General features: G+C 73.2%; 21 protein-coding genes and 1 pseudogene. 11 read left to right on the top strand and 11 right to left on the bottom strand.

Features of this window, described 5'->3' with window-relative positions:
• The first annotated feature begins 1 nt into the window (after position 1).
• Positions 2-3985 carry an efflux RND transporter permease subunit gene (locus ACVJO7_RS17865; protein WP_491673810.1) on the top strand — a complete coding sequence of 1328 codons (3984 nt, stop codon included), beginning with the start codon at positions 2-4 and terminating at the stop codon, positions 3983-3985.
• A 219-nt stretch (positions 3986-4204) separates the two neighbouring features.
• On the opposite strand, the gene ACVJO7_RS17860 is transcribed toward ACVJO7_RS17865, so the two are convergent.
• From ACVJO7_RS17860 to ACVJO7_RS17845, 4 genes are all read right to left on the bottom strand, one after another.
• Positions 4205-4969, bottom strand: a complete 765-nt coding sequence (locus ACVJO7_RS17860; RefSeq protein WP_491673809.1) for a MerR family transcriptional regulator — start codon at positions 4967-4969, stop codon at positions 4205-4207.
• Complete coding sequence (locus tag ACVJO7_RS17855; protein WP_491673808.1) at positions 4966-5400, bottom strand: DUF6114 domain-containing protein; 435 nt, start codon at positions 5398-5400, stop codon at positions 4966-4968. The genes ACVJO7_RS17860 and ACVJO7_RS17855 overlap by 4 nt, the downstream gene beginning before the upstream one ends.
• A complete protein-coding gene (locus ACVJO7_RS17850; protein ID WP_218601264.1) occupies positions 5400-6026 on the bottom strand; it encodes a DUF6230 family protein in 627 nt (208 codons plus the stop codon). Before ACVJO7_RS17850 ends, ACVJO7_RS17855 begins: the two co-directional genes overlap by 1 nt.
• 439 nt (positions 6027-6465) lie before the next feature.
• Positions 6466-7089, bottom strand: coding sequence for a TetR/AcrR family transcriptional regulator (locus ACVJO7_RS17845; RefSeq protein WP_491673807.1), 624 nt, complete (start codon positions 7087-7089; stop codon positions 6466-6468).
• A gap of 88 nt (positions 7090-7177) precedes the next feature.
• On the opposite strand from ACVJO7_RS17845, the gene ACVJO7_RS17840 reads away from it, so the two are divergent.
• The 4 genes from ACVJO7_RS17840 (at position 7178) to ACVJO7_RS17825 (ending at position 11391) form a co-directional block, all read left to right on the top strand.
• Entirely contained in the window at positions 7178-7945 is a 768-nt protein-coding gene (locus tag ACVJO7_RS17840) for an enoyl-CoA hydratase/isomerase family protein (RefSeq protein ID WP_491673806.1), read from the top strand.
• A 2-nt stretch (positions 7946-7947) separates the two neighbouring features.
• Positions 7948-8760, top strand: a complete 813-nt coding sequence (locus ACVJO7_RS17835; protein ID WP_491673805.1) for a TIGR03084 family metal-binding protein — start codon at positions 7948-7950, stop codon at positions 8758-8760.
• Positions 8757-10499: an acyclic terpene utilization AtuA family protein gene (locus tag ACVJO7_RS17830; RefSeq protein WP_491673804.1), complete on the top strand. Its 1743-nt coding sequence runs from the start codon at positions 8757-8759 to the stop codon at positions 10497-10499. The genes ACVJO7_RS17835 and ACVJO7_RS17830 overlap by 4 nt, the downstream gene beginning before the upstream one ends.
• Before the next feature lie 61 nt (positions 10500-10560).
• The gene (locus ACVJO7_RS17825) at positions 10561-11391 is read left to right on the top strand and encodes an SDR family NAD(P)-dependent oxidoreductase (protein ID WP_491673803.1); all 831 of its coding nucleotides are present in this window, start codon (positions 10561-10563) and stop codon (positions 11389-11391) included.
• Between the two features lie 181 nt (positions 11392-11572).
• On the opposite strand, the gene ACVJO7_RS17820 is transcribed toward ACVJO7_RS17825, so the two are convergent.
• Positions 11573-12727: a thiolase family protein gene (locus ACVJO7_RS17820; RefSeq protein WP_491673802.1), complete on the bottom strand. Its 1155-nt coding sequence runs from the start codon at positions 12725-12727 to the stop codon at positions 11573-11575.
• A gap of 187 nt (positions 12728-12914) precedes the next feature.
• The gene (locus ACVJO7_RS17815) at positions 12915-13265 is read right to left on the bottom strand and encodes a TetR-type transcription factor C-terminal domain-containing protein (RefSeq protein ID WP_491673839.1); all 351 of its coding nucleotides are present in this window, start codon (positions 13263-13265) and stop codon (positions 12915-12917) included.
• Positions 13266-13300: 35 nt separating this feature from the next.
• Here ACVJO7_RS17815 and ACVJO7_RS17810 point away from each other — a divergent pair, with 35 nt between their 5' ends.
• The gene (locus tag ACVJO7_RS17810) at positions 13301-13549 is read left to right on the top strand and encodes a thiolase C-terminal domain-containing protein (protein ID WP_491673838.1); all 249 of its coding nucleotides are present in this window, start codon (positions 13301-13303) and stop codon (positions 13547-13549) included.
• A 36-nt stretch (positions 13550-13585) separates the two neighbouring features.
• Here the strand turns inward: ACVJO7_RS17810 and ACVJO7_RS17805 are convergent, their stop codons facing one another.
• Both ACVJO7_RS17805 and ACVJO7_RS17800 read right to left on the bottom strand, forming a co-directional pair.
• Positions 13586-14749: a thiolase family protein gene (locus ACVJO7_RS17805; RefSeq protein WP_491673801.1), complete on the bottom strand. Its 1164-nt coding sequence runs from the start codon at positions 14747-14749 to the stop codon at positions 13586-13588.
• Positions 14740-15528 (bottom strand): FadR/GntR family transcriptional regulator, encoded by a 789-nt coding sequence (locus ACVJO7_RS17800; protein WP_491673800.1) that lies wholly within the window; start codon positions 15526-15528, stop codon positions 14740-14742. The genes ACVJO7_RS17805 and ACVJO7_RS17800 overlap by 10 nt, the downstream gene beginning before the upstream one ends.
• A 19-nt stretch (positions 15529-15547) precedes the next feature.
• Here ACVJO7_RS17800 and ACVJO7_RS17795 point away from each other — a divergent pair.
• From ACVJO7_RS17795 to ACVJO7_RS17780, 4 genes and pseudogenes are all read left to right on the top strand, one after another.
• Positions 15548-16060, top strand: a pseudogene (locus ACVJO7_RS17795) (acyl-CoA dehydrogenase family protein); the annotation flags it as partial.
• A gap of 58 nt (positions 16061-16118) precedes the next feature.
• The gene (locus ACVJO7_RS17790) at positions 16119-16715 is read left to right on the top strand and encodes an acyl-CoA dehydrogenase family protein (protein WP_491673799.1); all 597 of its coding nucleotides are present in this window, start codon (positions 16119-16121) and stop codon (positions 16713-16715) included.
• Between the two features lie 290 nt (positions 16716-17005).
• Positions 17006-17194 carry a hypothetical protein gene (locus ACVJO7_RS17785; RefSeq protein WP_491673841.1) on the top strand — a complete coding sequence of 63 codons (189 nt, stop codon included), beginning with the start codon at positions 17006-17008 and terminating at the stop codon, positions 17192-17194.
• Positions 17191-18129, top strand: coding sequence for an LLM class flavin-dependent oxidoreductase (locus ACVJO7_RS17780; RefSeq protein WP_491673798.1), 939 nt, complete (start codon positions 17191-17193; stop codon positions 18127-18129). The genes ACVJO7_RS17785 and ACVJO7_RS17780 overlap by 4 nt, the downstream gene beginning before the upstream one ends.
• Positions 18130-18141: 12 nt before the next feature.
• Here ACVJO7_RS17780 and ACVJO7_RS17775 read toward each other — a convergent pair whose 3' ends face one another.
• Positions 18142-19287, bottom strand: a complete 1146-nt coding sequence (locus tag ACVJO7_RS17775) for an acyl-CoA dehydrogenase family protein (RefSeq protein ID WP_491673797.1) — start codon at positions 19285-19287, stop codon at positions 18142-18144.
• Between the two features lie 320 nt (positions 19288-19607).
• Positions 19608-20198: a TetR/AcrR family transcriptional regulator gene (locus ACVJO7_RS17770; RefSeq protein ID WP_491673796.1), complete on the bottom strand. Its 591-nt coding sequence runs from the start codon at positions 20196-20198 to the stop codon at positions 19608-19610.
• A gap of 268 nt (positions 20199-20466) precedes the next feature.
• On the opposite strand from ACVJO7_RS17770, the gene ACVJO7_RS17765 reads away from it, so the two are divergent.
• A complete protein-coding gene (locus ACVJO7_RS17765) occupies positions 20467-21141 on the top strand; it encodes a transglutaminase-like domain-containing protein (protein ID WP_491673795.1) in 675 nt (224 codons plus the stop codon).
• Between the two features lie 41 nt (positions 21142-21182).
• On the opposite strand, the gene ACVJO7_RS17760 is transcribed toward ACVJO7_RS17765, so the two are convergent.
• Positions 21183-22739, bottom strand: coding sequence for an acyl-CoA synthetase (locus ACVJO7_RS17760; protein ID WP_491673794.1), 1557 nt, complete (start codon positions 22737-22739; stop codon positions 21183-21185).
• Positions 22740-22834 lie beyond the last annotated feature (95 nt).

Below are 22834 nucleotides of genomic sequence, written 5' to 3'. Positions count from 1 at the left end.
GATGCTCGTCCTCGCCTTCGGCGTGTTCGCGGCGACCTCGCTTCGCCAGGAGCTGCTGCCCTCGCTCGAGCTACCCGTGCTCACCGTGGTGACCCCCTACCCGGGTGCCTCACCCGAGTCCGTGGAGCGGCAGGTCACCGACCCGATCGAGACGGCGGTCGACGGCGTCGACGGCCTGATCGGGTCCTCCTCGACGTCCAGCGGCAGCGTCTCCGCGATCACCCTGGAGTTCGCCTACGGCACCGACATCGACGAGTCGGCCACCGCGGTGGAGCGCGCGGTGGTGGGCATCGCGCTCCCCGAGGGCGTGACACCGACGGTCAGCGCGATCACCACGGACGCGATCCCGGTGCTGCAGCTCGCGGCATCGTCCACGCTGGCCGACGACCAGCTCGCGGCGGTGCTGCGCGACGACGTGCGACCGTTGCTCGGCGCGCTCGACGGTGTCGGGCAGGTGACGTTGTCGGGCATCGCGGACCCACGTGTCACGATCGACCTCGACGCCGCGGCCGCGGCCGATCGCGGCGTGTCGCCCGCGTCGATCTCCCAGGTGCTACAGGCCAACGGTGTGCGGGTGCCCGCCGGCGAGCTGACCCCCGACACCCAACCGGTGGCGGTCGAGGTCGGCACCCCGATCACGGCGGTCGAGCAGCTGAGCGAGCTCTTCGTCGTCCCGGCGGCACCGGGTGCTGACCCGGTGCGCCTGGGCGACATCGCCGTCATCACCGCCGAGCCCGCGCCGGCCACCGGGTACACCCGCACCAACGGTGCGGCGAGCATCGGGATCGGCATCACGAAACTGCCCGATGCCAACACGATCGCGGTGTCCGAGGATGTCACCGAAGCGCTCGGGGAGGTCACCGACCTGCTCGGTGGAGCTGCGCAGGACGCCGAGGTCACGGTGGTGTTCGACCAGGCGCCGTTCATCGAGCAGTCGGTCGAGGACCTCACCACCGAGGGCCTGTTGGGCCTGCTGTTCGCCGTGCTGGTGATCCTGGGCTTCCTGCTCTCGGTGCGGGCCACCGTCGTGACCGCGGTGTCGATCCCGCTGTCGGTGCTGCTGGCGCTGGTCGTGCTCTACCTGGGCGGCAACACGCTCAACATCCTCACCCTCGGCGCGCTCACCGTCGCCGTCGGGCGCGTCGTCGACGACTCGATCGTCGTCATCGAGAACATCAAGCGGCACATCGGCTACGGCGGTCCGCGGCGCGCGGCGATCCTCACCGCGATCCGCGAGGTGGCCGGCGCGATCACCGCCTCGACGATCACCACCGTCGCGGTGTTCCTCCCGATCGCCTTCGTCGGCGGTCAGGTCGGCGAGCTGTTCCGACCGTTCGCGGTGACCGTCACCGCCGCGCTGCTCGCCTCGCTCCTCGTCTCGCTGACGGTGGTGCCGGTGCTGGCGTCGGTGTTCCTGCGCAGCCCGTCCGCACCGGCCCACGCGGAGAGCCGCGTCACCGAGGAGCCCACCGCGTTGCAGCGTGGCTACCTTCCGGTGCTCAACGGGGCGCTCGCCCGCCCGGTACTCTCGCTCGCGCTCGCCGTGGCGGTCCTGGGTGGAACCGTCGCACTGGTGCCGCTGCTGGAGACCAACTTCCTGGGCAGCACGGGCGGCGACACCCTCACCGTGACCCAGGAGCTCGATCCCGGCACCGGGCTGCCCCAGGCCGACGCCGCCGCACGGCAGGTGGAGGAGGTCCTCGCCGGCACCGACGAGGTCGAGACCTACCAGGTCACGGTCGGCTCCCCGGCCGGTGGCGCCGTGCTGCTCGGCCCACCCGGCGACCTCGGGAGCACGGCGACCCGGTTCGCGGTGACCCTCGCCGAGGACGCGGACGTCGAGGCGGTGGCCGCCGACCTGCGCGAGACGTTCGACGGCCTGAACGACGCAGGCACGCTGACGGTCACCGCCGGGCAGGGCGGATTCGGCGCCGACGAGCTCGCCGTCGACGTCCGCGCCCAGGACTCCGAGGTCCTGGCCGAGGCCGCCGCCACGGTCCAGGGGGCCGTCGAGGCCATCCCGGGCGCGACCGACGTGCGCAACAACCTCGCCGCCGAACAGACCACGGTGGACGTGGCCGTGGACCGGAGGCTCGCCGCCGAACAGGGGCTCACCGAGGCGGCGGTGGGCCAGGCCGTGGCCACGGCGCTGCGTGGTTCCACCGTCGGCACGGTGACGATCGACGGGGTCGAGCAGGACGTCGTGCTGCGCACCGGTGACGCTCCGGCCGACCTGGCCGCGCTGCGGGCGCTGCCGCTGGGTGCGGTGACCCTCGCCGACATCGCCACGATCACCGAGACCACCACCGTGCCGACAATCGTGCGGACCGACGGCGAGCGCAGCGCACAGATCACCGCCCGCCCCGATGCCGAGGACCTCGGCACCGTCACCTCCGACCTGCGGGCCGAGCTCGACGAACTCGACCTTCCGGACGGGGTCACGGCGGAGATCGGCGGGATCAGCGCCGATCAGGAGGAGGCGTTCACCCAGCTCGGACTCGCGCTGCTGGCCGCCATCGCCGTGGTCTACCTCGTCATGGTCGTGACGTTCCGCAGCCTGCTGCAGCCGCTGCTGCTGCTCGTCTCGATCCCGTTCGCGGCGACCGGAGCGCTCGGTCTGCTGCTGATCACCGGCATACCGCTGGGTGTGCCCGCGCTGATCGGCATGCTGCTGCTCGTCGGGATCGTGGTCACCAACGCGATCGTCCTGATCGATCTGGTCAACCAGTACCGGCGCGACGGGCACACCGTCCGCGAAGCCCTGGTCGAGGGCTCGGCGCAGCGGCTGCGCCCGATCCTGATGACGGCCGTCGCCACGGTGTTCGCCCTGCTGCCACTGGCGTTGGGTTTCACCGGCGGCGGTGGCGGGTTCATCGCCCAGCCGCTCGCGGTGGTCGTGATCGGCGGCCTGGTCACCTCCACGCTGCTCACCCTCGTCCTGGTGCCGGTGCTCTATCTGCTCGTCGAGCGCCGTGGGGACGGTCGGTCGTCGGCGGACGACACCGCGGACGAGCGATCCGCGAGCCGCGGACCGGCCGGCGACTCGCAGGCACCGGCGCGGCGGAAACCTCTCGCCGTGGTGGCGCCGGGCGCCGGAGCCGGCGCGACCGAGGGCGCCTCGATGCCCGTGAACACCGCCGTCGTCGCCGACGGGTTCGCCGTGACTCCCGAGCCGCACACCTTCCAGAAGACCCCGGCCGGCCCGGCGCTCTACGGACGGCTCACCGATCGCGAGGGGAACCCGCTGGCCGCCGCCGCGGTCGCCGTGTTCGACAACACGGGCAGCCAGGTCGCCGCCACCTACTCGGACGGTCGGGGCGACTACCGCGCCGACCTGCCCGGGGCAGGGGAGTACCTGCTCGTCGGGCAGTCCGGCGGTCGTGAGCCCGCGACCGAGTGGGTCGAGGTCACCGAGGCCGCGGTCCGACACGACCTGGCCGTCGACGGCCCGGCCTGCGTGACCGGCCGGATCCGGACCGCCAGCGGAACGGGGGTGCCCGCGCTCGTCACCGTCGTCGACCTCGCCGGGCAGCGCGTCGCCGGCGGGCGGGCCGACACCGACGGGCGCTACCTGCTCACCCACATCCCCGCCGGGGAGCACCGGCTCCTCGCCGCACCCACGTCCGGGCCCTCGGCCTCGATGCTGATCCAGGTGCCGCAGACCGGCACCGTCCACCAGGACATCGACCTCGCCCCGGCCGGCGAGGTGACCGGCACGGTCCGCTCGCGGCAGGGCATGCCGATCGGCGGCGCCGTGGCCACCGTCCGCGATGCCGACGGCACGGTGGTGGCGACCGGCCGCACCGCCGCCGACGGATCGTTTCGGCTGACCGGGCTGCCCGAGGGCACCTATACCGTCACCGCCAGCAACGGCCTTCCCGCAGCAAGCACCGTCGACGTGCGCCACGACCGGGCGGTCAGCACGAGCCTCGAGCTCGGTGATCCGGGCCTCCTGGGCGAGGCGGAGAACGGCCAGGTCACCTGATGCCCGGGAGAAGAACCATGCCCATGGCCTATCGCATACTGCTCGGTCACCGTCCCCCATCAGCCTCGGCCCGCCGGTCGGCGCAGCTGTGCCCGGCCAGCTCGTCGTCGAGCAGCTCCTGCCGGGACCTACACGACGAGCAGCGACATCAACCGGCCCACCGCGGTCACACCCCCGGCGGAAGGCGCCAGACCCTCGCCGGGGTGTTGAGTAGGTGAGTCAGACGACGTCGTGGATGTTCCCGCCGTGCGGCGTGATCCCGCTGATGTAGTCGCCGATCGCGCCGCCGCTGTGCCGCTCCAGCGCCTGGCCGAACGCGGCGTCGACCGCTGCGGCGATGGCCGGTCTCGCTCGGCCGATGGCGGCGGTGAGCTGGGTCATCTCACTCCCGCTGGGGATCCACCCGGGCTCGTGTCCGGCCAGCACGGCATCGGCGAGCCCGCCGATGAACCGCGCGGCCAGCCCGTTCATCGACGATCTGAGCTGTTCGGCGACGGCGAGCACCGCGTCGACCGGGAGGCCCGACGAGACCAGCTCGCGCAGGGCGTTGAGCAATCGCGGGCTCGGCACCCTGTACCGGTCCGCATCCTGTCGTTCGATCACGCCGATGTCGTGGAGCCGGGTGATGGCGGTGTCGAGGCCGTCGGGACCGGCGAACGGGCTCAGATCCGCCGGGGTGGCCATGGTCGGGATCTCGTCGCTCCAGAAGCCCGTGACGACCTGCTCGAGGCCGAGCACCGCGGTGAGGTCCCGCCCCTGCTCCCAGGCCGTGATGAGCTCACCGATGTTCTGCACGGTGTAGCCCCGCTCGAGCAGGCGGCCGACGAGTCGCAGCCGGGCCAGGTGGGCCTCGTCGTAGAGGCCGACCCGGCCGGCCCGGCGCGGAGGCGGGAGCAGGCCACGGTCCTGGTACGCGCGGATGTTGCGCACGGTCGTCCCTGCGGTGCGCGCCAGCTCGTCGATGCGGTACTCGCGGCCGTTCATCCGGTGCCCCGTCGGGTGGCCGGTTCGGCTTCCGAGGGTGGCCGGTCGTCGGTGCCGTGCCACGCGAAGCCGAGGGATCCCCCGAGGACACCGAGCAGCGTCCCCACCAGGAAGCCGCCGATGTTGGTGGTCACCAGCGAGGTCAACGACACGAGGATCACCGCCACGCCGGTGAACTCGCGGTGGCCCGGTGCGAACCAGAGGAATGCGGCGAGCGCGCAGAGGGCGCAGCCGAAGAGGAACCCGGAGGTCCCGGCGAGCCCGGGCAGCAGCAGCACCGTCAGCCGCCCGCCCGGTAGGAAGAGGATCACCAGGCCGGCCGCGGCGGTCAGGATCACCGCCGCCAGCGGTTGCGAGCGGTACCACCGGCGCCACCGGCTCGCTCCAGCGCCCCGGTCGTGCCGACGTCGCGCTGCAGCTGATCGGGGCATCAGAGGCATTCCGGCTGGTCCTGACCCACCTGTAGGCGCAACCCCGAGAGGGTGAGCTGGTTGACCGTCGCCCACCGGGCCGTCGCGCTGATGTCCAGCGCGAGACCGCCCGCGGTGACCGGCACCCCACCGGTGGACGTGTCGACCGGCGTACCGTCCGGCGCCGTCTCGCTGCGGTTGAGGAGGATCTGCTGTCCCGCTGCGCCCACGCCGTCGAGGCTCTCGATGGCGATCTGGGCATCGCCGACCACGATCGGCGCCGAGTCGTCGGTGACCGCGCGTAGCACGTAGGAGCCGAGCGGCGTGTCGACCGCGGTCGACACGCACGCACCGGCGATCGTGATGTCGGACAGCTGCAGGACGACGACGGGCTGCCGCGAGCCGTCTCTGTTCTGCACGAACGAGGGCAGTGCGCCGCGCGCCTCGGCGTCGAACCGCGCGGCGGTGAACTTCAGGGTCTGCCGCCCCTCCATCGCGAGCGCGACGGGCACCGCGCCGGTGGCAACCCCGGCAGTCAGCAGCCCCAGGGCCAGCATCGAAGGCAGGAACACCATCGCGAAACGCCGCCCGCGGACGTGCCCGCCCGGGGAGGGCGGCGCGCGGTGTGTGCCGACATGCTGGGTCATCGCTGCCTCCCGGCGGAGCGCGGACCTCCGGCGGAGATCTCTACATCGTCAACTGTGACAGTGGTGAACGGTAACGCCATGTGATCCGGCTCATCCGCCTCCCCCGGTTGCGGGTCGAGCACCGCGGTGAGGCGAGAGCGCTCCGGCGGCGACCGCCATGCCATGCGCGGGCTCCTTGGTGACGACGACACCAGAGTCGTCGGTCGCGGCTCCCACGCGTCTGCCGACCTGCGCTCCGCCGCCGGCCGGGCGCTATCGCGCCCGGGATGACCGTGGCGGTATCACCGGGTTGCCGGACAGGGAGGATCGGGCGCGCTGCGGTCGATGCGTGGTCGGAGTGCGGGGTCCGCTGCGGGGACCGGTGTGCCGCCGGGCCGGAAGAGCCTGCTGACGTCGATGGCGGAGCGCGGCCGGGTTGTGTGGTAGGAACAGGCCCTAGTCAGATCAGGTTCACATCCGGCGCCGAGCTCGGGGGCACGCCCAGGCAGGCGTGGGCGGTCACGTCGAGCAGCTCGGCGAGCCGCTGCTCGGTCAGCCCGCTGCGGTAGAACAGCGTCGCCTGCACCGCGCCGATGGCGGCGTGCACGAGCAGCCGCAGCTCGCCGTCGCCGAGGTCGGGTCGCAGCGGCCCGAGCACGCCGACCCACTCCTCGATGTAGTGGCGCTGCTCGCGGCGCAGCCGTCTGCGGTCGGCGTCGGGCAGGCTGTGCGCCTCGCGGTGGTAGACCGCGAGGATGTCGCGGTCGTGCAGGGCGACCCGGATGTGGTCGCGTACCAGCAGAGACAGCGCGACGTGGTCGTCGTCGGTCTGGGCGACGATCGTGGTGGCCCGGTTCTGCAGCCGCTGCATCGCCTGGTCGAGCAGGGCGACGAGGAGGTCGTTCTTGCTGGCGAAGTGCCGGTAGACGCCCGAGCCGACGATGCCCGCCTCGGCGCCGATCTCGTCCATCGCCACGGCGTGGAAGCCGCGGCGGGACACCAGGTCGGCGGCGGCGGCGAGGATGCGGCGGCGCCGGTCCGGGTCGCGTCGCCGCACGCCGTCGGCTGGTGTACCACTCGCCATCTGGTCATCATGACAGGCGAGACGGTACGGTCGCGAGTGAACAAGTCCTCACTTCGCGTGGGGCCTCGGCACGACAGGACGGGAACCGGTGAGCGAGGAAACGATCACGTACGAGGTCGACGACGGGGTGGCCTGGGTGACCATCAACCGTCCGGAGGCCCGCAACGCGCTCAACGCGGCGGCCCGGGAGGGCCTGTTCGCCGCGACCCACCGGTTCAACGGCGACGACTCGGCCAAGGTCATGGTGCTCACCGGGGCGGGCGACCGGGCGTTCTGCGCCGGGGGCGACCTCAAGGAGATGTCCGAGACCGCGCTCACCGTCCCGCCGCCCGACTTCGCCCCGCAGTTCGGCCGCAACATCGACGTCGTCAAGCCGACGATCGCCGCGGTGAACGGCGTCGCGTTCGCCGGTGGGTTCCTGCTCGCCCAGCAGTGCGACCTCGTCGTGGCCGCCGAGCACGCCACGTTCGCCGTCAGCGAGGTCAAGGTGGGCCGTGGATCCCCCTGGGCGGCGCCGCTGTCGTGGCTGCTGCCGCCACGGCTGGCGCTGCAGATCCTGCTGACCGGCGACCCGATCTCCGCGGAGCGCGCCCGCGAGGTCGGCATGGTCAACGAGGTGGTCCCCGCGGCCGAGCTGCGGGCCCGGACGCAGGAACTCGCCGTGCGGATCGCCTCGAACGCCCCGCTGTCGGTGCTCGCGGCCAAACGCACCGCGTACCTCTCGGCCGAGTACCCGCTGGCCCGGGCCTACGAGCTGGCCGAGGACATCTGGGAGCCGGTCTACCACAGCGCCGACGCCCAGGAGGGCCCGGCCGCGTTCCGCGAGAAGCGCACACCGGTCTGGAAGGGGCTGTAGCCGTGGCCGTGTCCATGGAGTCCGTCATCGCCGACATCGAGGCGGAGACCGCCGATCTGCGAGAGCTGCTCACCGGGCTGCCGGAGGGTCCCGAGGGCTGGGACGCCCCGACGCCCGCCGCGGGCTGGGCCGTCCGGGACCAGATCAGCCACCTGGCGTTCTTCGACGACGCCGCCGTCCGCTCGGCCACCGACCCGGAGGGCTTCACCGCCGAGGTGGTGCCGAAGCTGGCCGACGGGACGATCTCACCGGACACCATCGCCGCGCGGTACCGGGCGATGCCGGGCGCGGAGCTGCTGGCCTGGTTCGACGGTGCGCGTGCCGCGCTGGTCATCGCGTTCGCCCGGATCGAGCCGTCGGTGCGGGTGCCGTGGTTCGGCCCGCCGATGAGTGCGGCGTCGTCGTTGACGGCGCGGATCATGGAGACCTGGGCGCACGGCCAGGACGTGGCCGACGGCCTGGGCCGCACCCGCCCGCCGTCGTCCCGGCTGCGCCACGTCGCCCACATCGGGGTCGGAGCGCGGGCGTTCAGCTACCTGGCCAACGGCCGCGAGGTGCCCACCGAGCCGGTCCGGGTGGAGCTCACCGCACCCGACGGGAGCCGGTGGACGTGGGGCGCCGAGGAGGCACCCGACCGGGTCAGCGGTCCCGCGCTCGACTTCTGCCTGCTGGTCACCCAGCGTCGCCACCGCGACGACACCGTGCTGCTCGCCGAGGGCCCCCTGGCCGACGAGTGGCTCTCGATCGCGCAGGCGTTCGCCGGGCCACCCGGCGGAGGCCGCACGCCGGGCCAGTTCACGGGAGGTGCGGCATGAGGGCCCCGATCCGCATCGGCAACTGCTCGGGCTTCTACGGGGACCGGATCTCCGCGGCGCGGGAGATGGTCGAGGGTGGGCCCATCGACGTGCTCTGCGGGGACTACCTCGCCGAGCTGACGATGCTGATCCTGGCCAAGGCCCAGGCGAAGGACCCGGCGGGCGGCTACGCCCGCACCTTCCTCACCCAGATGGAGCAGGTGCTGGGCACCTGTGCCGACCGCGGCATCAAGGTCGTCGCCAACGCCGGTGGGCTCAACCCGGCCGGGCTGGCCGCCGCCCTGCGCGAGCTGGCGCAGCGGCTCGGCGTGCCGGTCCGGGTCGCCCACGTCGAGGGCGACGACCTGCGTGGCGATTTCGCCGCGATCACCCCGCCGGTCGGTGAGGCCAAGCCCGTCTCGGCCAACGCCTACCTGGGTGGCTGGGGCATCGCCGAGGCCCTCGGCGCCGGGGCGGACGTCGTCGTCACCGGGCGGGTCACCGACGCCTCCCTCGTCGTCGGGCCGGCGGCCTGGTGGCACGGGTGGGAGCGCAGCGACTGGGACCCCCTCGCCGGCGCCGTCGCGGCCGGCCACGTCATCGAGTGCGGCCCACAGGCGACCGGTGGCAACTACGCGTTCCTCGACGAGGTGACCGACCGCCGCTACCCGGGCTTCCCGATCGCCGAGGTGGCCGCCGACGGCTCCTCGGTGATCACCAAGCACGAGGGCACCGGTGGGCTGGTGTCGGTGGGCACCGTCACCGCGCAGCTGCTCTACGAGATCGCCGAACCGGCCTACCTGGGCCCGGACGTGGTGACCCACTTCGACACGATCACGCTGCGCCAGCAGGCCGAGCACCGGGTGGAGATCACCGGGGCAACCGGGAGCCCGCCGCCGGAGACGCTGAAGGTGGCGCTCAACGACGTCGGCGGGTTCCGCAACACGATGACGATGGTGCTCACCGGGCTCGACGTCGAGGCCAAGGCGGAGTTCGCCGAGCAGCAGCTGTTCGACGTGCTGGGCGGACGCGACCGGTTCGCCGACGTCGACGTGCGGCTGCTGCGCTTCGACAGTCCCGACGCGCCCACCAACGAGCAGGCCACCGCGCACCTGCGGGTCACCGTGAAGGACCCCGATCCGCGCAAGGTCGGACGGGCGTTCTCCAGCGGGATCATGGAGGTCGCGCTGGCCGGCTACGCGGGCTTCCACACGACCACCCCACCGACGTCGGAGTCGGCCTACGGGGTCTACCGGCCCGCGGCCGTCCCCCGTTCGTCGGTGAACCACGTACTCGTCCTGCCCGACGGCGAGCGGCGCGTGATTCCCGATCCGCCCACCGCACCGGGTCCGCCCACCGCACCGGTGCCGGCCGCCGCGGCCGCTCCCGCCGCGCAGGCCCCGGCGCCGGTCGGGCCCACCCGCCGCGCGCCGCTGGGCGCGGTGCTCGGTGCCCGGTCCGGTGACAAGGGCGGCAACGCGAACATCGGCCTGTGGGCGCGCGACGACGCCGGGTACGCCTGGGCGCGGGAGCACCTGACCGTCGACCGGCTGCGCGGGCTGCTCGGCCCGGAGGCCGCCGACCTCCGGATCGAGCGGTTCGAGCTGCCGAGCATCCGGGCGCTCAACGTGGTCGTGCACGGGCTGCTCGGCGAGGGCGTCGCCTCCTCGACCCGTCCCGACGCGCAGGCGAAGGGACTGGGGGAGTACCTGCGGTCCCGCCTGGTCGACGTGCCCGACGCGTTGCTGACGGGAAGCTGACCGCACTACCGACGCAGACCGGGCCCGGCGCCGCCGCGCCCCGATCGAGAGGTGGAGACACATGGGTACGTTGGACGGCAAGGTGGCCCTGGTGTCCGGGTCCGGGCGCGGGATCGGGCGGGCCATCGCGGAGAAGCTGGCCGGGCAGGGCGCCAGGGTCGTGGTGAACGACCTGGACGCCGACCCGGCGAAGGAGGCCGTGGCGGCGATCGAGGCGGCCGGTGGCACCGCGGTCGCCTGTGCCGGGAGCGTCACCGAGGACGGCTTCGCGGAGCGGTTCGTCACCACCGCGGTCGACGAGTTCGGCGGGGTCGACATCATCGTCAACAACGCCGGCTACACATGGGACTCGGTCGTGCAGAAGATGAGCGACGACCAGTGGGACGCCATCCTCGACGTGCACCTCAAGGCGCCGTTCCGGATCCTGCGGGCCGCCCAGCCGGTGATCAGCGCCGCGGTCAAGCAGGCCAGGGCGGCCGGTACCGAGGTGCCGTGCCGCAAGGTCGTCAACATCTCGTCGATCGCGGGCACCGGCGGCAACGCCGGTCAGGCCAACTACTCCGCGGGCAAGGCCGGGGTGATCGGGCTGACCAAGGCGCTGTCCAAGGAGTGGGGCCGCTACAACGTGACGGTCAACGCGGTGGCCTTCGGCCTGATCCGCACCCGGCTCACCGAGGTGCCCGCCGGGGGCGACGGGAAGATCGACATCGCGGGTCGCCAGCTGGCGGTCGGGGTGAACCCGGAGCTGCTCGACGCGATGGAACGCGGCATCCCGCTGGGCCGGGCGGGAACACCGGCCGACGCCGCGGGCGCCGTCTACCTGCTCTGTATCCCCGAGTCCGACTACGTGAGCGGCCAGGTCGTCATCTGCGGTGGAGGTTTCAACGCCTGAGCGGTGCGGACCGTCCGGACCGGGCGTCAAGGCGTAGAACAGGACAACCGGTGGTGTAGGTCCCGCGTGCTGGCGGACAACATCACCAGCCTGGAGTCCGAGTCCTTCGGGATCATGGCGGCTGACCGGTAGGCGGGAACAGGGTCCGGACCTCGATCCGGGTCCGAACCCGCAGCGGCCGTCAGCTGAGCAGTTCGACGACCGTGGCGTTGGCCATCCCGCCGCCCTCGCACATGGTCTGCAGCCCGTAGCGGATGCCGCGATCCCGCATGTGGTGGACCAGGCGGGTCATCAGGATGGCGCCGGACGCCCCGAGCGGGTGCCCGACGGCGATCGCCCCGCCCAGCGGGTTGACCCGCTCGGGATCGGCACCGGTCTCGGCCAGCCAGGCCAGTGGGATCGGGGCGAAGGCCTCGTTGACCTCGAAGGCGCCGATGTCGTCGATCGACAGCCCGGCCCGGCCGAGCACCTTCGCGGTGGCGGGGACGGGCCCGGTGAGCATCATGACGGGGTCCGCTCCACCGACGGCCCCGCTGTGGTAGCGGGCGATCGGGGTGAGCCCCAGCTCGCCCGCCCGGGTCGGGGTGGTGACGAGCAAGGCGGCGGCGCCGTCGGAGATCTGCGAGGCGTTGCCGGCGTGGATCACGCCGTCGGCGTCGAAGGACGGCTTGAGCGCCGCCAGCTTCTCCGCGGTCGTGCCGCGGCGCAGCCCCTCGTCGGCGGTGTGCCCGGGGGCCTCCGGGATCGTGACGAGCTGGTCGTCGAACGCGCCGGAGTCGATGGCGGCGGCGGCCCGGGCGTGGCTGAGCGCGGAGAACTCGTCGAGCACCGAGCGGGTGAGGCCCCACTTCGCGGCGATCAGCTCGGCGCCGCGGCCCTGGTGGAAGGTCCCGCCCCCGAGCTCGGTCTCGTAGCGGTGCAGCAGGCGAGGGCCGTAGGGCAGGCCGACGTCCCGCCCGGCACCGAGCGGAACCCGGCTCATCGACTCCACACCGCCCGCCACCACGAGGTCGTACTGGCCCGCCATCACCATGCCGGCCGCGAAGTCGAGTGCCTGCTGGCTCGAGCCGCAGGCCCGGTTGACCGTCGTCCCCGGAACCGTCTCGGGCCAGCCGGCCGCCAGCACAGCCGACCGGGCGGGGTTGGCGGACTGGTCGCCCACCTGGTTGACGCAACCCCACACGACGTCGTCGACGAGCGCGGGGTCGAGGCCGGTCCGCGCCGCGAGAGCCTCGAGCACCTTGGCCGCGAGGTCGACGGGGTGCACCCCCGCGAGCGAGCCGCCGCGCTTGCCGATGGGCGTGCGGACGGCCTCGACGATCACTGCTTCGGGCATGCCGACCTCCCGGTCACCGGACCTGATGTTTGCGCGTAATCATCATGAGGATACCCGCGGCCCGCGGGTGAAGGGTGCTCGCCACGGCGACAGGTGGCCGGTCAGTGCTCGGACAGCTCGCTGACGGCGGTGACACCGCGGGCGCCACCCGGTCGAGCCCACACCTCGTGGACCGACGCGGCGGCGGTCAGGCGCCGCCCGTGCCCGGCCCGGTTCCGATGCCGTTGATCAGGTGATCGACGAGTTGCTCCGCGATCGAGTCGGTCAGCGCCGCGGTTGCCGGTGAACCGGCCCACCGCGGGACACCGTTGAGGGCACCGAGGACGAACCGGGCGGTGGTGTGCGGGTCGGGAGTGCGGTGGACCTGTTCCGCGCCGCCATCCGCGATGATCGACTCGAGTCGCCGCTCGTGACGGCGGCGCGCCTCACGGATGGAATCGCTGTAGGTCTCACTGACGGCGATGTCCTGATGGTTGCTCAGCACCCGTCCGGCCGGCCTCGTCACCGCGACCCGCAGATGCGCGCGGACGAAGGCCAGCAGCAGTACCAGATGGTGCTCGAGGGGCTCGGCTTCTGCGGGCGGGGGAGGCGGGCGCGTTCGTCCGCGAGGGCAACACCGCGCTCGGCGGGTCGTTGCCGGTGAACACCCACGGCGGCCTGCTCGCGGAGGGCTACCGGCACGGCATGAACACCGTCGCGGAGGCGGTCCTGCAGATCCAGGGCCGCGGCGGGGACCGGCAGGTGCCCCGGCACGAGGTCGGCGTCGTCACCTCCGGAGCGCTCACCGACGGCTCCGCGCTGGTCCTGACGGTGGACCGGTGAGGCACCGCGCGAGCCGCCCGGCGCTCGGCCGCGCCGTCACCCGACGGCGGCCAGGATCGTGACGACACAGGCGGCGGGCCCGCCGCCCAGGGATCCACCGGCGTTCTCGGCGAGGCCGATCCGTGCCTGCGGCACCTGGCGCGCGCCGCCCCGGCCGCGCAGCTGGTCGGCGAGCTCGACGATCTGGGCCGCCCCGGTGGCGCCGATCGGGTGGCCCCGGGCCAGCAGCCCGCCGGACACGTTCACCGGCCGCGTGCCGCCGATGCCCGTGGCGCCGTCGCGGGCGAGCCGGGCGCCCTCGCCCGCCGCGGCGATGCCGATCTCCTCGGCGATCACGAGTTCGGCGGGTGACGCGGCGTCGTGCACCTCGAACAGGTCGATCCCGTCCGGGCCGACGCCGGCCTGTTCGTAGGCGGCCCGGGCGGTGCGTCCGACCACGTCCCCCTGGTCGCCGACCCGGGCCGCCCCGACCGCCGAGGCCAGCACCCGCACGGACGGCCGGTCGTGCCGGGCGGCCAGGTCGGTCCGGGTCAGCACGCAGGCGGCCGCCCCGTCGCCGATGGAGGAGCACATCGGCCGCGTCAGCGGGGCCACGATCGTCCGCGCGGCCAGGATCTCCTCGGCGGTGAGCGCCGTGCGGTTCTGCGCGATCGGGTTGAGGCTGCCGTTGAGCAGGCTCTTGGCCGCGACCAGTGCCAGGTCGCGGGCCGATGCCCCGGTCCGTTCCAGGTAGGCGCGCGCCTCGGCCGCGTAGATCTCCATGAACACGGGGCGGGACCCGTCCTGCTCCCCGGCCAGCTCGACGTCGACCGCCGTGGCCAGTGCCCGCCCGGCGCGCGTCCGGTCGGTGCCGGTCATCTTCTCCGCGCCGACCACCAGGACGTGGTCGTAGGAGCCGGAGGAGACCGCCATCGCCCCGAGGTGGAACGCGCTCGAACTGGACGCGCAGGCGTTCTCGACCGACAGCATCGGCCGTCCGGCGACGCGCGATCCGCCCAGCGCCGTGTGCGCCCGGATCATCTCCTGTCCGGTGAGGACGCCCGCCGCGGCGTTGCCGAACACGACCAGCCCGATCTCGTCCGGCTCCACCCCGGCATCGGCCAGCGCCGCGCCGGCGGCCTCGGCGGCCAGCTCGCGCAGCCGGGTACCGACGAACATGCCGAACCGGGTGATGCCGGTACCCACGATCGCTACGTCCATGTCGCGACGTCCTTCCTGTCCTCGATGTCGGGCAACTCGTCGACGTCGGGCCACAGCACCCGCTCGTCGAGGGCTCGCGGTGCGCCGTCGCGCAGCCGGCCGGTCGTGGCGGCGAGCACGGCCGCCGCGTGCCCGGCCGCGGCGGTGGCGTCGCCCGCCCCGATCGCCGCCAGCAGGGCGCCGCGCGCCTCGTCGGACCCGTCTCCCGGCCCCGGCCCCGTCGGGTCGAGGGCGTCGCTCATCCAGGCCAGGGCCGTGAGGACCAGCTCCAGCACGTCGTTCCCGGTGGCCGCGGCCAGGAGTCGGTGGAACTCCAGGCGCTCGCGCCGCCGGCGCGCGGAGGCGGTGGAGGCGGAGAGACGACCGTGGCAGGCGCGCAGCATCGCGAGGTCGGACGCGTCCCCGCGCTGCGCGGCCAGCCGGGCCGCGACGGCCTCCAGCACCGCTCGCGCCTCCAGCAGGCCGCGCAACGTGGTGCCGCGGAACTGCAGGGCGATGGCCAGCGCGCTGCCCACGACCCGCGGCCCCGGCCGGGCGATCCGGGCGCCGCCGCCCGGTCCGCTGCGCACCTCGACGGCGCCGAGGTAGGACAGCACGCGCAGCGTCTCCCGCAGGGAGCCGCGCGAGACGCCGAAGTAGCTCATCAGGGTCGGCTCCGACGCCAGCCGGTCGCCGGGGACGAGCCGGCGCGCGACGGCCTCGCGCATCATCCGGCGCGCCGTCAGCCGGGGGACGGAGCCACCGGCGGCCCGGCCTTCGGTGCTCGACAGGTCCCGCACGGTCTCGTACCCTAGATCAATGCAATCTGGTACACCAGATAGTCCTTTCGTCTTCTCCCGCGAGCACGCCGACTTCGAGGCCTCGGTCGCGGCGCTGGGCCGTCGCGAGTTCCACGACGGCTACCTCGCGCGGGCGACCACGGAGGAGATGTGCTGGGACGAGCTCAAGGCCCTGGGGCGCCACGGGTTGCTCGGGATGACGCTCCCGGCCGCGCACGGGGGACAGGACGCGGACCCCGTGACGGTCGGCATCGCGTGCGAGCAGATGGCCCGTTCGGACTTCAACCTGGCCTACCTGATCTTCGGGTCGGTCCTGCTCGACGGCCTCCTGTCGGGGTTGCCGGCGCACGTGGGCGAGCCGGTGGTGCACGCGGTGGCGGCCGGCGAGCAGGTCGTGTGCCTGGCGCTGACCGAGCCCCGCGGTGGTTCCGACGCCTCCGGGCTCTCGGTGCGCGCCCGGCCCGTCGAGGGCGGCTTCCGGTTGTCGGGGGAGAAGACCTCGGTCACGTTGGGCGCGCACGCGAGCCATGCGATCGTCGTCGGCACCGTCGACCCCGCCCTGCGGTCGCGCGGGACCAGGCGCCCTGCTGGTGCCGCTGGACGACCCGAGCATCGGCCGGCAGCGGTTCGCCGACCCCGGCTTCCGGCCGCTGAGCCGGGTCGGGCTGAGCTTCGACGACACGTTCGTCCCGGCCGACCACGAGATCTCCGACGGCGGCAGCGGCCTGGCCGCGCAGCTGGCCGATTTCGACTTCACCCGCGCACTGCTGGGGCTGATGGTGCTCGGCGCCGCCCGTCGCGCCATGGACAGCACGGTCGACTGGGTGCGCCGGCGCGAGGCGTTCGGCGCGCCGATCGCCACCTACCAGGGCGTGTCGTTCACCCTCGCCGAGTGGGACACGCAGCTCGAGGCGGCCCGCTGGCTGTGCTACCGGACGCTCGGCCTGCGCGCCGCGGGACTGCCGCACACGCGGGAGGCCGCGATGTGCAAGTGGTGGGCGCCGCGGATCGCGGTGCAGGCCATCAACGACTGCATCGTGCTGCACGGCCACGTCGGGTGGTCCACCGAGATGCCGTTGCAGCAGCTGCTGCTCGACGTCAGCGGCCTGCAGATCGGCGACGGCACCCCGCAGATCCAGAAGCTGGTGATCGCCCGCCAGCTGATCGGCCGGGAGCACGTCGGCTGACCGCGGGCGTGGGCGGTGTCGGCGCCTTGACAGCCGATCGCCCCGGTGTTCGGATGACCTTCGCTACCACGAGTCGTACCTCATCCGGCGTGGCGGCCGGTCGTGATCGTCGGAGGCTCTCGAATGGTCAACACCGCGGCACCGCCGATGGTGCGTGCGTCGAGCCGCGGGTTCCCCAACCGCAGCCATCCCACCGGCTGGTTCCACGTGGGCGTGGCCCTCCGAGGCGAGTCCGCCGAGCGCTCAGGCGCATCGAGCAGGTGGGCCGGGACCTCGTGGTGTGGGAGCCCATGACCTACATCGCGCGGCCCCCGCTGCCCCCCGAGGAGGCCAAGCAGTACCTGGCCTACCGGCGGTGGGCGGCGCAGTTCTACCCCGAGGCGGCGGCTCCCGCCGGTGCCGGCCGCTGCGCACCGGACGAGCGCGAGCTGACCGCACGGATCGTCGGCGGCGAGCCGGACCGGGTCGATGCGGCGTGAGCGTGCCCCTGACGGTGCGGGAGTCCGGGTTCGGCGTGATGCTGCCGAACTTCGACCCGCTGCGGCTGGGGACACCGCCGCTGCTGGCCGCCGCGCGGCTGGCGGAGGACCTCGGATTCGACTCGGGCTGGGTCGGCGACCACCTGAGCTTCCACCCGCCGGTCCTGGAACCGTGCGGAGCGTTGGCCGCGGTCGCCGCGGTCACGCAGCGGCTGGTGCTGGGGACCGGGGTGCTGCTGCTTCCGATGCGCAACCCGGTCTGGACCGCCAAGCAGCTCGGGACGGTCGCCGCGCTCGCGCCGGACCGCCTCGTCGTCGGGGTCGGTGCGGGCGGGGAGAACCCGGCCGAGTTCGAGGCGGCCGGCTACCCCGTGGCGCAGCGGGGCCGCCGGCTCGACGAGGCCATCGGCGTCGTCGATGCACTGCTGCGCGGCGAGGCCGTGGACCATGCCGGCCCGCTGCTGCCGGTGCGCTCGCCGATGCTGGAGCCGGTGCCGTCCTCGCGGCCACCACTGGTCGTCGGCGGCCGGTCCGCCCACGCGGTGCGTCGCGCAGCACGGTTCGCCGAGGGCTGGTTCGCGGTGTGGCTGGAGCCCGAGCGGGTGCGCAGGGCGGTCGAGGACCTGCGGGCGTACGCCGAGGAGTTCGGCCGCCCGGTGTGCACCACCGTGATGCTGGTGTTCGTGCACGTCACCGACGATGCCGAGACGGGGCGACGAGAGCTGGAGCGGTTCGTCGCGGGCCAGTACGGCATGCCCGTCGAGGCCGTCGAGCGGTGGTGCGTGATCGGTGCCGAGGACCGCGTGGCCGACGCGCTCGCCCGGTACCGGGACGTCGGCGCCGAGGCGTTCGTGATGATGCCGACCGCCGTCGACGTCCTGCGCCAGTACGAGCGGCTCGCCAGCGTGCGGGACCGGCTCGCCGCGTCGGTCTGACCGGCGGTCTCGCTATGGGGCGAACTTGCGGCCCAGGAGGTGCCGGGCGACCACCAGCTTCGCGACCTGAGCGGTGCCGTCGGCGATCTCGAAGGCCATGACGTCGCGCAGCCGCTGCCCCTGGGGGCTGTCGCTGCCCCACCCCGCGTGCCCGAAGGTCAGCAGCGCCTGGTGCACGACCTCGCCCGCGGTCTTGGGTGCGAACCACTTCGCCATGTTCGCCGCCACCGTGTGGTCCAGCCCCTGGTCCTTGCGCCACAGGGCCTCGTAGCAGATGTGCCGGGCCCCGGCGAGCCGCGTCGCCTGCTCGACCAGGGGGAACGCCACACCCTGGTTGCGCCCGATCGGGCCGCCGAAGGCCTCCCGCGTCCGGGCGTAGTCCAGGGCGTCGTCCAGGGCCGCCTCGGCGATCCCGACGCACATCAGCCCGATCACCGCGCGGGAGTAGTCGAACCCCTGCATCACCGAGACGAAGCCCGCCCCCTCCTGCCCGATCAGCTCGTCGCGACCCACCGGCACGCCGTCGAAGTGCAGCGACGCGCGCCCGATCGCCCGGCCACCGTGGTCGTCGAGCGCGGTCCGGGCGATCCGGTCGTCGTGCAGGTCGACGTAGAACGCGCTGACCCCGCGGGCGCCCGGCCCGCCGGTCCTGGCGAAGACGATGCCGGTGTCGGCGAGCATGCCCATCGAGATCGAGGTCTTCTCGCCGGTGAGGCGCCAGCCCGCCCCGTCGGGCTGCGCGCGCAGGGAGAGGTTGGCCGCGTCGGACCCGTGCTCGGGCTCGGTCAGCACCAGTGCCGAGAGCACCGAGCCGTCGGCGATCGGCGGCAGCCAGCGGGCCAGCTGCTCCTCGCCGGCGTTGCCGACGAGAATGTCGGCGTTCAGCGCGGCGACCAGCAGGATGTAGCAGGCGTTGATGTCGGCCCGGGACACCTCCTCGGCCGCCAGGCCGGTGGTGACGGCGTCGGCCTCCTGGCCGCCGAAGCGCTCCGGGATGCGCAGGCCGGTGAGGCCCATCGACGCCATCTCCCGGGGGAGCTCCGGGCGCATCCGGCCCGCCCGGTCGTCGGGCTGGTAGTGCGGGGCGAGGACCTTCTGCGCGAAGGTCGCGAGCTCACGCCGGAAGGTCTCCTGGTCGGCGTCGAAGGCGTAGTGCACTCGCTGCTCCGCTCTGCTGGCTCGTGGCATCGGGATGATCAGTATCACGATCGCCCCGACCGTATCCCGGTCGACCGGTCGGGCACTACCCGAGGACGAGCAGCACCCGCCCTCGGTGACCGACTCGCCCTCGCAGACGGAGAGCGTGCGCACCGTTGGGGACGGCGGGTGGGTGGGCTGACAGCAGGCGCAGGTCCGACGGTGAACGGATCCGCCAGTAGCGTCGCCGCGAGGCGATACAGCTGCCCACCATGCCGTCCCGCATGCGCGTGACCGCCCGCGGTACTCGCTGGCGAGCGGCCGGGACGGTGCGCGCCGGGTCAGCCCGCGGCGGAGTCGACGTCGACGTCGACGGGGGACCGGGCAAGCAGCGCCGCCGCAGCGCCGGCGCTCAGCAGCCGCTCCACCGCGGCGTCGTCGAGCTCGGTCGGCATGTGAGCGGCGGCGTTGATCAGCGACAGCACCGCGGTGACTACACCGCGTATCTCCGCGGTGCCCAGGTCGGACCGCACCTGCCTGAGCGCCTCGGACCAGATCGCCTCGTAGTCGCGCTGGCGACGCCGCAGTGCGCGCAGCGCGATCGGGGACAGTGCCCGGTGCTCGCGGACGTACACCGCCACGAGCCGACGGTGGCGTGACCCGAACCCGGCGTGCACGGAGATCAGCGCGTTCAGGACGTGCTGCGGATCGCCCGCTTGGGCGGCGCGCCGCGCACCGGCCAGCAACTCCGTCATCGCCGTGTTGCACAGCTCTCGCAGGATGGCGTCCTTGTTCTGGAAATGGCGGTACACCGCCGGACCGGTGACGCCCGCGGCCGCTCCGATGTCGTCGATACCGACTGCGTGGTAGCCCTGCCGGGAGAACAGCTCGGTCGCGACCTCGAGGAGCACGGTGCGGCGGAACCCAGCCACGTCGTCACCTCACCAGGAGTACCGTCGGTCGTCGTCCTCGTGCGGGCGAACGAGACCATCCTATAGGCGTGGCCGGATCCCGCAGTGGCGGCCGCGCGCCGATCGTGGCGGCGGCCCGACGCCCCGAGCATGCGGCCGCGTGCCGACTGCTCAGCTCACGCTGGGCGCGGTGGATTCACGGCGTCAGGTCGGCCCGTGACAGAGCAGGCCGCGTGACCCGTGTCCCCGGCGCGGGACAGGCCGCGCTCGCGCTCGTTACTCTTCGGTAGTGAATACTGATGAGTACCTCGCCCCCGGCCGGTTCGTCGACTCCGACTCGGCTGCGGTACGCGCCTTCACGTCCGAGGTCGTCGGCATCGAGACCGACCCCGTGACGCAGGCGGTGCTCCTGTTCGATGTGGTCCGCGACCGGATCTGGTACGACCCGTTCGCCACGAGCACCGACCCGGCGAGCTATCGGGCGAGCGCGGTCCTGGAGTCCGGGCGCTCCTGGTGCGTGCCGAAGGCGGTCCTGCTCGCTGCGGCGGCGCGGGCGGCCGGCATCCCGGCGCGCCTGGGGTTCGCCGACGTGCGCAACCACCTGCAGACCGAGCGCCTCAGGAGGAAGATGAACGGGATCGACCTGTTCGTGTTCCACGGCTACACCGACCTGTTCCTGGAGGGCCGGTGGGTCAAGGCCACGCCGGCGTTCAACGCCGAGCTGTGCGCGCGGTTCGGGGTGCAGCCGATGGCGTTCGACGGCCGGTCGGACGCCCTGCTGCACGAGCACACCGCCGACGGCGGCACGTACATGGAGTACGTCCGCGACCGCGGGGTCTACACCGACCTGCCGCTCGAGGAGATGCTCACGACGCTGCACCAGGTGTACGGCAGCGCCCTGCTCGACGACGACGCTCCCGCGGGTGTCGACGAGTTCACCGGAGCGGTCCCGGCGAACGGCTAGGCACCGGCCCCCGAACGGGGCCGGCGCCCGCCGGACCGCCGTCAGCGCTGGACGACGCCGCCCTCGACCCCGGTGAACCGCTTGCGCAGCTCGGTCTTGAGCAGCTTGCCGGTGGCGTTGCGGGGCAGCTCGGCCACCAGGTGCACCTCGCGCGGGCACTTGAAGTGCGCCAGCCGGTCACGGCACCAGGCGATCAGGTCCTCGGCCGCGGGCTCCGCACCGGCCGCGGGGTCGGCCACCACGACGGCGACGACCCGCTCGCCCCACTTCTCGTCCGGACCGCCGACGACGGCCGCGTCGAGCACGCCGGGGTGCTGGAACAGCACCTGCTCCACCTCGATCGGGTAGACGTTCTCCCCGCCGGAGATGATCATGTCCTTCTTGCGGTCCACCAGCGTGATGAAGCCCTCGGGGTCGATCCGGCCCAGGTCGCCGGTGTGGAACCAGCCGCCCCGGAAGGCCTCGGCGGTGGCCGCCGGCTTCATCCAGTACCCGGTGAACACGTTGCGCCCGCGCACGAGCAGCTCCCCGACGGTGTCGGGGGGCAGGTCCCGGTCGTCGGGGTCGACGATCCGCGCGTCGACGTGCACGGCCACGCGCCCGATCGACCCCGCCTTGGCGGTGACGTGCTCGGTCTCCAGGATCGACACCAGCGGCGCGGTCTCGGTCATCCCGAAACCCTCGCTGAACGGCACGCCGCGCTGCTGCATGAAGTCGATCACCGTCAGCGGCACCGGCGACCCACCGCCCATGGCCAGCTCCAGCGCCGACAGGTCGTAGCTGTCGAAGTCCGGTACCCGGGTGAGCGCCGACCACATCGCCGGGACCATGAACTGCACGGTGGCCCGGCTCTCCGCCATCGCCTTGAGCGTCCCCACCGGGTCGAACGAGGGCAGGATGACGCTGGTGCCGCCGACGTAGAGCAGCGGGAGGGTGTGCACCCCGAGACCGCCGATGTGGAACATCGGGGCCACCGCCACGGTCACGTCGCTGCCGCGCAGGCCGTGGGCGGTACCCAGGACGTTGACCGCGTTCCACAGCAGGTTGTCGTGGGTGAGCATGGCGCCCTTGGGGCGGCCGGTGGTGCCCGAGGTGTACATGATGAACGCGACGTCGCCGCCATCGACGTCGCCGTGGAAGGGCTCGGGAGCCCCACCGGCCAGGAACGCGTCGTAGCCGATCTCGTCCTCGCGGGCCGGGCCCCACACGCGGATCCGGTGCCGTACCCGCACCCCCGGCTCGGCGAGCGCGGCCAGGGCCCCCTCCGCGAGCGGCTCGTGGAAGGCGAAGACGTCGGCCCCGGAGTCGGCCAGGATGTACCCGATCTCCGGTCCGGCCAGCCGCACGTTGATCGGCACGGTGATCGCGCCGATCTTCGCGCAGCCCAGCAGCAGCTCCATGAACTCCACGGAGTTGACCAGCAGGACCGCCACCCGGTCGCCCTTGCGGACGCCCAGGTCGCGAAGGGCCGACGCGACCTGGTCGGTGCGCCGGTCGACGTCGGCGTAGCTGTGGTGGTCGTCCCCGGACACGAACGCGATGCGTTCGCCGTGGAGGAACGCCCGCCGGGTGACCCAATGACCGATGCCGCGATCCATACCTGCTCCTCGCCGTCGCTCGACGGCTGCTCGTCGATGAGTGGGTTGAGTGCGGCGCGAGCCCCGACGGCCGCGGACGGTCGTCGGCAGGCTCC

It is taken from the genome of Pseudonocardia sp. DxW (assembly GCF_058448985.1).
Note: the sequence above shows the minus strand (reverse complement) of the source record. Positions and strands in the feature narration are given on the sequence as shown.

Coding starts and splice junctions, on each gene's coding strand:
- ACVJO7_RS17860 (WP_491673809.1), bottom strand. CDS start 4,969: ATGAACGGCCGCGAGTACCGCATCGACGAGCTGGCGCGCACCGCAGGG.
- ACVJO7_RS17865 (WP_491673810.1), top strand. CDS start 2: ATGCTCGTCCTCGCCTTCGGCGTGTTCGCGGCGACCTCGCTTCGCCAG.
- ACVJO7_RS17805 (WP_491673801.1), bottom strand. CDS start 14,749: ATGGACGTAGCGATCGTGGGTACCGGCATCACCCGGTTCGGCATGTTC.
- ACVJO7_RS17850 (WP_218601264.1), bottom strand. CDS start 6,026: ATGACCCAGCATGTCGGCACACACCGCGCGCCGCCCTCCCCGGGCGGG.
- ACVJO7_RS17785 (WP_491673841.1), top strand. CDS start 17,006: ATGACCTACATCGCGCGGCCCCCGCTGCCCCCCGAGGAGGCCAAGCAG.
- ACVJO7_RS17825 (WP_491673803.1), top strand. CDS start 10,561: ATGGGTACGTTGGACGGCAAGGTGGCCCTGGTGTCCGGGTCCGGGCGC.
- ACVJO7_RS17845 (WP_491673807.1), bottom strand. CDS start 7,089: ATGGCGAGTGGTACACCAGCCGACGGCGTGCGGCGACGCGACCCGGAC.
- ACVJO7_RS17760 (WP_491673794.1), bottom strand. CDS start 22,739: ATGGATCGCGGCATCGGTCATTGGGTCACCCGGCGGGCGTTCCTCCAC.
- ACVJO7_RS17820 (WP_491673802.1), bottom strand. CDS start 12,727: ATGCCCGAAGCAGTGATCGTCGAGGCCGTCCGCACGCCCATCGGCAAG.
- ACVJO7_RS17830 (WP_491673804.1), top strand. CDS start 8,757: ATGAGGGCCCCGATCCGCATCGGCAACTGCTCGGGCTTCTACGGGGAC.
- ACVJO7_RS17855 (WP_491673808.1), bottom strand. CDS start 5,400: ATGCCCCGATCAGCTGCAGCGCGACGTCGGCACGACCGGGGCGCTGGA.